9 protein-coding genes and 1 pseudogene are annotated in these 8,172 nt (G+C 65.8%); 5 read left to right on the top strand and 5 right to left on the bottom strand.

Annotated features, from left to right (window positions below; all coding sequences use genetic code 11):
• Together FRC96_RS07060 and rsfS are read left to right on the top strand one after the other, a co-directional pair.
• Positions 1 to 1,231: glutamate-5-semialdehyde dehydrogenase (locus FRC96_RS07060; RefSeq protein WP_146973803.1), on the top strand; the 1,231-nt coding region annotated here is incomplete at its 5' end.
• 100 nt (positions 1,232 to 1,331) lie between these two features.
• Positions 1,332 to 1,778: a ribosome silencing factor gene (gene rsfS / locus FRC96_RS07055; RefSeq protein ID WP_146973802.1), complete on the top strand. Its 447-nt coding sequence runs from the start codon at positions 1,332 to 1,334 to the stop codon at positions 1,776 to 1,778.
• A gap of 115 nt (positions 1,779 to 1,893) precedes the next feature.
• Here the strand turns inward: rsfS and FRC96_RS07050 are convergent, their stop codons facing one another.
• On the bottom strand, positions 1,894 to 2,361 hold the full coding sequence (locus FRC96_RS07050) for a 23S rRNA (pseudouridine(1915)-N(3))-methyltransferase RlmH (RefSeq protein ID WP_146973801.1): 468 nt from the start codon (positions 2,359 to 2,361) through the stop codon (positions 1,894 to 1,896).
• Between the two features lie 93 nt (positions 2,362 to 2,454).
• Here FRC96_RS07050 and FRC96_RS07045 point away from each other — a divergent pair, with 93 nt between their 5' ends.
• From FRC96_RS07045 to FRC96_RS07035, 3 genes are all read left to right on the top strand, one after another.
• Positions 2,455 to 3,210, top strand: a complete 756-nt coding sequence (locus FRC96_RS07045; protein ID WP_146973800.1) for a ComF family protein — start codon at positions 2,455 to 2,457, stop codon at positions 3,208 to 3,210.
• A 237-nt stretch (positions 3,211 to 3,447) separates the two neighbouring features.
• The gene (locus FRC96_RS07040; protein WP_146973799.1) at positions 3,448 to 3,954 is read left to right on the top strand and encodes an HNH endonuclease; all 507 of its coding nucleotides are present in this window, start codon (positions 3,448 to 3,450) and stop codon (positions 3,952 to 3,954) included.
• 26 nt (positions 3,955 to 3,980) lie between these two features.
• Complete coding sequence (locus FRC96_RS07035) at positions 3,981 to 4,853, top strand: metallophosphoesterase family protein (protein ID WP_146973798.1); 873 nt, start codon at positions 3,981 to 3,983, stop codon at positions 4,851 to 4,853.
• Positions 4,854 to 4,955: 102 nt separating this feature from the next.
• On the opposite strand, the gene FRC96_RS07030 is transcribed toward FRC96_RS07035, so the two are convergent.
• From FRC96_RS07030 to FRC96_RS21880, 4 genes and pseudogenes are all read right to left on the bottom strand, one after another.
• A complete protein-coding gene (locus FRC96_RS07030) occupies positions 4,956 to 5,924 on the bottom strand; it encodes a ribose-phosphate diphosphokinase (RefSeq protein WP_146973797.1) in 969 nt (322 codons plus the stop codon).
• Between the two features lie 87 nt (positions 5,925 to 6,011).
• Positions 6,012 to 6,497 (bottom strand): ribosomal protein S18-alanine N-acetyltransferase, encoded by a 486-nt coding sequence (rimI, locus tag FRC96_RS07025; protein WP_146973796.1) that lies wholly within the window; start codon positions 6,495 to 6,497, stop codon positions 6,012 to 6,014.
• The gene (gene yihA, locus FRC96_RS07020) at positions 6,494 to 7,090 is read right to left on the bottom strand and encodes a ribosome biogenesis GTP-binding protein YihA/YsxC (protein WP_146973795.1); all 597 of its coding nucleotides are present in this window, start codon (positions 7,088 to 7,090) and stop codon (positions 6,494 to 6,496) included. The genes rimI and yihA overlap by 4 nt, the downstream gene beginning before the upstream one ends.
• Before the next feature lie 87 nt (positions 7,091 to 7,177).
• Positions 7,178 to 8,172, bottom strand: a pseudogene (locus tag FRC96_RS21880) (hypothetical protein); the annotation flags it as partial.

Raw genomic sequence — 8,172 nt, 5'->3', positions numbered from 1 at the left:
CGCCGCCCGCGAGCTCGCTCGCCAGCCCGGCGCCCTGCGCGATGACGCCCTCAAGCACATGGCCGAGGCGCTGCGCGCGCACGCCGAGGCCATCCTCCACGCCAACCGGGCCGACCTCGAGGGCGCCCGCGACCGCGGGCTGGAGCCCTCCTTTATTGACCGCCTGCGCCTGAGCCCCGAGCGCATCGAGCAGATGGCCTGTGCCCTCGACGAGGTCCGCGCCCTGCCCGATCCGCTGGGCGGCTATGACGAGATGTGGATGCGCCCCAACGGCCTGCAGGTCGCCAGAAAGCGCATCCCGCTGGGCGTCATCGGCATCATCTATGAGGCGAGGCCCAATGTGACCAGCGACGCCGCCGCGCTCTGCTTGAAGAGCGGCAACGGCGTGATGCTCAAAGGGGGAAGTGACGCGTTTGCCTCCAACCTGGCCGTGGTCACGGCGCTTCGCGACGGGCTCAAGAAGAGCGCGCTGCCGCCCGAGGCCTGCGAAGCCATCGGCTTTGTCGAGACGCGTCAGCGCGAGGCCACCGCGCACCTGCTCACGCTCAGCGACGCGATCGACGTGATCATCCCCCGCGGCGGCAAGGGCCTGATTCAGTTTGTGCATCAGCACTCCCGCATCCCCGTCATCAAACACGATGAGGGTGTCTGCCACGTCGTCGTCGACGGCTCCGCCAGCCCGGAGACGGTCGAGCGGGTGGTGCTCAACGCCAAGGTGCAGCGCCCGGGCGTGTGCAACGCCGCCGAGACACTGCTCTTTACCGAAAGCGCGCTCAACGCGCATGTGCCGCGCTGCCTCAAAGCGCTCTCCGAGGCCGGCGTACGCCTGCACCTCTGCCCGGCCAGCGCCGCCCTCGCACGCGCGGCCGACATCGACTTCACGCCGGCCTCCGACGACGCTTACGCCGCCGAGTTCTTAAGCCTGGAGCTCGCCGTCCGCGTCGTCGCCGACCTTGAGGAGGCCATCGCGCACATCGATCGCTTCGGCTCTCGCCACTCCGAGGCCCTTCTCACCGAGAGTTATGCCCAGTCTCAGCGTTTCATCGACGCGGTGGACTCCTCGGTGGTACTTATTAACGCGTCGACGCGCTTTAGCGACGGCGGCCAGCTTGGCCTGGGCGCCGAGATCGGCATCAGCACCACCCGCATGCACGCCTACGGCCCGATGGGCTTAAAGGAATTGACGACCACCAAATTCGTTGTGTTAGGTACGGGACAGATCCGGGAGTGACCCGCGATTTCGCCTCAACATTCTCAAACCTTCAAATCCCATGAGAATGAACGAGGTCACCGGTGCCCGACGGCACCGGGCAAACCTGACCAGGAGAGGAATGAAGACAGACAGCGCCGCTTCCACCCCGAACACCCCCCAGTCCGACATCGACAAAGAGCTTCTCGAAGTCGCCCGCGGCATCGCCGCGGTCACCTGGGATTTAAAAGCGCTCAACACCACCGTCATCGATCTGCGCGGCCGGGTGAGCTACACCGACTTTATCATCGTGGCCACCGGCACCTCCGAGCGTCACGTTCAGGCGTTGGCGCGCCGCGTCGACTCCGAGATGCGCGATTCGGGCCGCAAGAGCATGGGCACCGAAGGCCTGGACACCGGCCGCTGGGCCCTGCTCGATTACGGCGACATCATCGTGCATATCTTCCACCAGGACGCCCGCAAGGACTACGACCTGGAGCGCATGTGGTCGGAAGCCCCGCGCCTGGAATTGGAAGACGCCCCCGAGGAGCTCTACGGCCACTTTGATGGCGAGGCTTTCGGAGCCTGATACCGCGTCGTGAGTCCACGCGATGCGCATTGCGGCACTCTGATCTAAAAAACGCCCCGGCAGCCAGGCTGCCGGGGCGTTTTTTTATCTTTATCTCAACTTCAGGTCTCGCACGTTACTTATGGTAGGGCTCGCCGCGAATGATCGTCATCGCCCGGTAGAGCTGCTCCCACAGCATCATGCGCGCCATCTCATGGGGGAAGGTCATCTTCGAGAGCGAGAGCCGCCGATCGCAGCTTTTTAAAAACTGCCGATCCAGCCCGTGGGCGCTGCCGATGTAGAAGACCACGTGGCGCTGGCCACCGACCATCCAGTCGTCCATCCACTCGGCCAGCTGAGCGCTGTCGATCTGCTTCCCTCCCTCGGTCATCGCGATGGTGAGCGCGGGCTCCGGCGAGGCCTTGCGCATCGCCTCGGCCTCATCGGCGAGCGCTCCGGCGACGTCGTTGCCGCTGACGCGCACCTCCCGAACCTCGATATCTTCCACCGGCAGGTGGTGCGAGAGGCGCTCGCGATACTCGCTTGCGAGCTCGCCAAAACGCGCGTCTCGCATCTTACCCATCGCCACAACGCTGATCTTCATCGACTGCTCCACACTCTCCGGGGGGACACGCAAACTTCGGTCGGTCGCAACGATAACAGAGCATCACTGGCGACCCTCACCCCGGAGACTACCGTGCCTCAACGCCTTGTCCACCTCCTTCAGCACGCCGTTGATCGCCTCCTGCCACCGGGATGCGCGGCCTGCGACGATCCGGCGCTATGTGAGAGCGCCTTCTGTGCGATCTGCGAGGAGGACAGCTACCTGCTTCCATCCAGCGTTTGCCCGAGGTGCGCGCTGCCCCTGCCCCTGAGCCGAAGTCCCTACGCCTCCCCCGCATCATCCGCTCCCTGCCCGGGATGCGCGCGCAGGCCGCACTCCCCCATCACCGGCACCACGGCTCTCTGGGAGTATGAGGGCGCGGTGTCCGAGGCCCTGCGGCGCATCAAATACTCCGGCGATCTGGTCGCGGCCCAGTCCTTACTCAACGTCTCCGCCATGCTGCTCGCGCCCACGCTTCGCGCGCTCCCCCCCTCGCTGCTCATCCCGGTGCCCGCGCGCCCCGAAAACCTGCGCGAGCGCGGATTTCACCTCCCCTCCTTGCTTGCCCGACGCTGGGCCAAAGGCACCCACCACAACGCCGCGCTCTTCGCGCTCCAGAAGACGCGCCGCACCCTTGCCCAGGCAAGCCTGGGACTTGCGGAGCGCAGCACCAACCTGCGCGATGCGTTTAAGGCACGTCAGGCTCGTCTTCCCCATGGCCCCGTCGTGCTCGTCGACGACGTCCTCACCACCGGCGCCACCCTGGATGCGGCCGCCTCGGCACTTCAAGAGGCCGGCGTGGAAAAAATTCACGCCCTGGTGCTGGCCCGAAGCCTCCCCCGTCAATAACTTTCGATCATCTCAAACACAGACGCCCGCTCGCCCGCAGTCGGCGCGGACGAGCGTAAAAAAGGCGTCCCGGAACAACCCCGCACCGCCTGGCCCTGTCTTCCCCGAAGCACGACAATCGCTAAACCGTTGAAAATCGAAGGAAATAGGCTCACCCTGCTTTACGGTTTTTTTGCCGACGTTGCCTGCTGAGGCATCGCGTCCCCCTCGACCGCAAGGCCACCGCTCGGAGCACGCATGAAACCCGCCCTCTTGCTCAACGCCTCCTACGAGCCTCTCTCGATCGTCGACTGGCGAAAAGCCGTCACCCTCCTATGGCTGGGCAAAGCCGAAGTCCTCGTCGCCCAGGAGCGTCAGGTGCACTCGGCCCACACCTCCCTGGAGCTCCCCTCGGTGCTGCGACTCTTGCGCCGTGTGCGCATCCCCCGGCGCCGGGTGCAGTTCTCCCGCAACAACATCTACCGCCGCGACGGCTACCGCTGCCAGTACTGTGGCGAGCGCTTCAGCGGTGCCGACCTTACCTTCGACCACGTCATGCCCCGCAGCCGCGGCGGGGAGACCTCCTGGACCAACATCGCCACGAGCTGCCAGCCCTGCAATCGACGCAAAAACTCCCGCACCCCCTCCGAGGCCCGCATGCCCCTGATCACCCAGCCCTACGAGCCGCGCTGGTGGCCATTCAGCGCCGGGGCGGGTAACCTTGAGGACCACCCGGAGGACTGGAAGCCCTACCTCTGGACCTGACCCTCTCGCCAGCACGCTGAGCCTTCATGCCTACGATCGCTATCCTTGCTGATGTTCATGCCAACCTCTTTGCCCTCGACGCGGTGATCGCCGACATCGCTCGCCATCAGGTCGACGAGGTCATCGTCGCCGGCGACATGGTCGGCCGGGGGCCTCAGGGCAGCGCGGTCGTCGCGCGCATCGCCGAGCTGGGTTGGCGCAGCGTCAAAGGCAACCACGAGGACTACCTCCTCTCCTTTTGCCGCGGCGACATCCCCGATCCCTGGCGCACACTTGATGAGTGGGCCGGATCGCGCTGGATGGCCGAGGAGCTCAACGACGAGGCCGTGGCCTTCATCGACGCCCTCCCCTTCTCCCTTCTCGCCACCACCGATCCCACCCTGGAGGTCTTCCACGGCTCGCCGCGCTCCCACAGCGAGGGCATCGGTGCCTGGACCCCTGACGATCGTCTGCGTGAACATTTCGACGCCATTGAAGGCTCCACGCTTATCTGCGCCCACACCCACCGCCCTCTCGTCCACCGCTTCGACGACGGCCTGATCGTCAACGTGGGCTCGGTGGGCCTGCCCTTCAACGGCGACTGGCGCGCTCAGTACGCCATCCTCGACGGGCACGGCCCCTCGCGCGAGGTCACCCTTCGTCAGGTCGAATACGACCGGGAGGGCTTTTTGCAGCACTACCGCAGCTCGGGCTTTCTCGATGAGGGCGACATCACCGCGCGCCTGCTCTACCGCGAGGTGCAGGCCGCGCGCCCCTTCCTGGTGCCCTTTTTAAAATGGGCGGAGCTCACCGAGCGCGAGCCCGCGCTGGAGGCCCTCGACGACTTCGACGCGGTCTACGAGCCGGGCATCTCCATGCTCGACTTTCTCAAGCGCATCGATCCCTCCGGGCGATTTTGATCGCCCCGGTGACACGCCCCCGTGACGCAAAAAAGCCCCGACGCCAGGCGCCGGGGCTTTTTTATTCACCAAAATGATCCGCAGGGGATCAAAACACGCATCTCACCCCTGTTTCATGGGCTTCTTCGCGTGGAAAAGCTCGCTGACCGAACGGCCATCGTGAATACGGCTGATGGCCTCGGCGAAGTCTTTGGCCACCGAGATCACCTCCACCTTCTCCGACTGCTGGTTGTCGCGAAGCGGCACGGTGTCGGTCACAAAAACCTTGTCGATAAACGCGCCGTCAATGCGCTCGGCGGCGTTCGAGCTGAAGATGGGGTGGGTGGCCGTGGCCAGCACCTTGTCGGCGCCCTTCTCTTTGAGGAAGGTGGCGGCCTCTATGAGGGTGCCACCGCTGGCGATCTCGTCGTCGACGATCACGGCGACCTTGCCCTTCACGTCGCCGATCAGGCTGACCGCGCGCGGGCGCTCATCGTCGCCGTCGCGGCGCTTGTCGATGATCGCCATCGGCAGATCGAGGCGGTTGGCATAACGCCCCAGATCCTTGGCCTCGCCAGCGTCGGCGGCGACCAGCACCCAGTTCTCGCGACCTTCCTCCTGGCGGAGACGATCGCAGATGGGGCCCGCCCCCAGCAGCTGGTCGACCGGCATCCGGAAAAAACCCTGCGCCTGCGCCGAGTGCAGATCCATGGTGAGCACCCGGTCGGCACCGGCGGTCTTGAGCAGATCGGCCACCAGACGTGCGGTGATCGAGATGCGCGGACGATCTTTCTTGTCGCTGCGGATGTAAGGGATATAGGGCATCACCGCGGTGATGCGCGAGGCCGACGCCGAGCGCAGCGCGTCGATCATGATCAGCAGCTCAAAAAGGTTCTCATGAACCGGTGAGGCCGAGGTCTGCACGACGAAGACGTCGCACTCGCGCACGTTCTCCTCGATCTGCACCATCATGTTCTCATTGCTGAAACGAACCGTGGTGCTCTTTCCGAGCTCAATTCCGAGATGCCCGCAGATCGACTTGCAGAACTCCGGGTGGCTTCCGCCGGAGAAGACTTTGAGCTGCTTGTTCACGAGGGACTCCGTAACGAGGTGGTGGGGGGGCGTACGACGCCTCCCCCTTACAAAACTCAGCGCGCAGGATCAACCTCGCCACAACGCTCAGCCCAACTCTGCGCACATCACCCAGGCGTCTTCCCCATCGTCATAATAGCGCTTGCGGCGGCCCATACGCTCAAATCCCAGGCGTTTGTAGAGGGCGATGGCCGGCTTATTGCTCACGCGCACCTCCAGGAGCACCGAGACCACCTCGTGGGCGTGCCCCAGGGCGATGAGCATCTCGAGCATCCCCCGGGCGATCCCGCGACGCTGAAAGTCCGGGTGCACCGCCACATCGAGAATATGCAGCTCGTCGAGCACCCTCCAGAAGGCCAGAAACCCCGCCACCCGCTCCCCTTCGGTGGCCACCCAGATGCGTGACCACTCCAGGGTGAACTCTCGCTCAAAGCTCTCGCGCTGCCAGGGGTGGGCGTGCGCCGCACGCTCCACCTCCATGATGGCGTCAAGATCCGCCGGCGTCGCCCGCCGCACACCCAGCCCCGCACCCACGCCCTCACCGCCGGGCTCGCCCCAGCCCTCGACGCTCATACGCCGGTGACCTGGCGGATGCGATCCCAGAGCGCCTCGCCACCCTCTCCTTTGGTGCTGGAGTAGAGCAGCAGATCGCCGGGCGGGCAGTTCAGCCCTTTTGCGATCTCGCGCCGGCGCTGCTGGGCGGCGTTCTTCCCGTACTTGTCGGCTTTGGTGAAGACCAGGATCGGTTGGATGCCAAAGAGCGGCGCCGACTCAATAAGCATCATGTCGTCGTCGCGCACCCCGCGGCGAAGATCCATCACGCAGACGATCGCGCGCAACGTGGGGCGACCGGCCAGATACCCCTCGATCATCGGTCCCCAGGCGGCTTTCACCGAGAGGGGAACCTTCGCAAAGCCGTAGCCCGGAAGATCCACAAAGACCATCGCGTCGTTGATGTTGAAGAAGTTGATCGTCTGAGTATGGCCCGGGGTCTTACTGGTCTTGACCAGCTTGGTGCGCCCCACCAGAGAGTTGATCAGGCTGGATTTGCCGACGTTGCTCGCGCCGCCAAAGGCGATCTCCGGGAGCTCGGTGGGCGGGTAGTGCGAGGGCTTTGTGCCGCTCGTCATAAACTCCGCCTTGTTGACCTTGTAGATCGCGCTCATGTGATGCTCCTCGGCGCCCCTGCCTCGTCCGACCCGCGTCGAAAACGCGCGGGAGGATGAGGTTCGGGCAACGTGTTAACAGATGATTCAAAAGAGGCTCACGCCGACACCCGGCGCTGCCCCGTGGCTCCATACCCACAGAAGGGCCACGCTGACAAACGCAAGCGCCACCACCGGGGTAATCCGTCGCGCCAGCGCTCCGAGCGTGCCCTGCTCCAACATCGCCTGATGCAGCCCCAGCACCACAAGTGGCACCCCGAAGCCCACCCACTCCGCGCGGGAAAACACCCCGAACGCCCCGCTCGACTCCCAGGTCACGAGAAGCCCCCAGGCCCAGCCCAGCACCATCAGCGCCACCGCGCGCCCCACAAGCCCGCGGCTCAGCGAGGCCTGCTCCGGCCGGGCCTCGACCTCCGCGCCAGCCTGGCGAGGCCGCACCCGCCAGGCCGCCCAGGCGCAGAGCAGCGCGGCCATCAAGAGCGCCACAACTTCTGCGCCCATCGCGCTCAGATGCACCGAAATCGCGGTCGCTTCCGGGCTCACCAGGAGCTCCCCCTGCTCGGCCAGCCCCGGCGGAAGTTGTTGCGCGGAGAGCCACTCGGCTGCCTGCGCCTTAAGCCCCGCATCGATCAGGCGATCGGCGTGGGGCATCGGCGAGCCAAAGAGCACGCCGAGGGCCACCGCAAAAAGCGCGGAGGCGCCGGCCCACAACTTCCCGGCCAGCGCACGCAGGCGATGTTTTGCGTCGATGAGCCCGGAGCTCGCCAGCGCCGCGATGCCCGCCACCACAGCCGCGGTGGCCACAAGACCGGCTGCGCTCTCGGCGCCCATCATCACCGGTAACTTCAACTCGGCGGCCTGACGCACCGCGGGCAGCCCCCAGAACAGTGGCTCACCATCGGTGGCCAGCGGCCAGGCAAAGTTCATCGCGCCGCTGCGGGCGCGCTCCGCCCACACGGCCAGCACACCTATCCCCAGCGCCGCGCTCAACGCGCCGACGGCCTGGGGCGCGCGGTCTGCGGCCGCTGCGGCCACAAAAAGCGTGGCGAGCGCAGCGAGCCAGGCCGCGCCCTGCACCGCCC

The organism is Lujinxingia vulgaris (genome assembly GCF_007997005.1).
Classification (GTDB): domain Bacteria; phylum Myxococcota_A; class Bradymonadia; order Bradymonadales; family Bradymonadaceae; genus Lujinxingia.
The sequence above is the reverse complement of the archived record's forward strand: the minus strand, read 5'-3'. Positions and strand labels throughout refer to the sequence as shown.